This window comes from Stenotrophomonas sp. GbtcB23, assembly GCF_019091045.1.
GTDB classification, from domain to species: domain Bacteria; phylum Pseudomonadota; class Gammaproteobacteria; order Xanthomonadales; family Xanthomonadaceae; genus Stenotrophomonas; species Stenotrophomonas rhizophila_A.
Window position 1 is genome coordinate 1 of sequence record NZ_JAGXKC010000742.1, and the last position, 232, is coordinate 232.

At 53.9% G+C, this 232-nt stretch carries 1 protein-coding gene; it reads right to left on the bottom strand.

What is annotated here, in order from left to right; translation table 11 throughout:
• A partial coding sequence (locus KVS69_RS20765) for a hypothetical protein (protein WP_217540240.1) occupies window positions 1–202 on the bottom strand: 202 nt, incomplete at its 3' end.
• Window positions 203–232: the final 30 nt, after the last annotated feature.

Here is a 232-nt window from a genome sequence, read left to right on the forward strand (position 1 = left end):
GACCCAAGATTATGGGGACCAACGGGCTTTCGTTGAGCGGGAACTGCCCGTAAACCGCCACGTGATAACCATGGGCAATCTTGGCAAGCAGTCTCACGAACGCCCAGATGTCCATTCGATCCTCAATTCGCATGCATTTGGCAATCCAATCTCGAACGAGGCGCCCTTCACCCATTCCAAAGTGCAGGGTGTCGATCGCCATTATCTCCATATTCTGGGCGTGAGGGTCCAA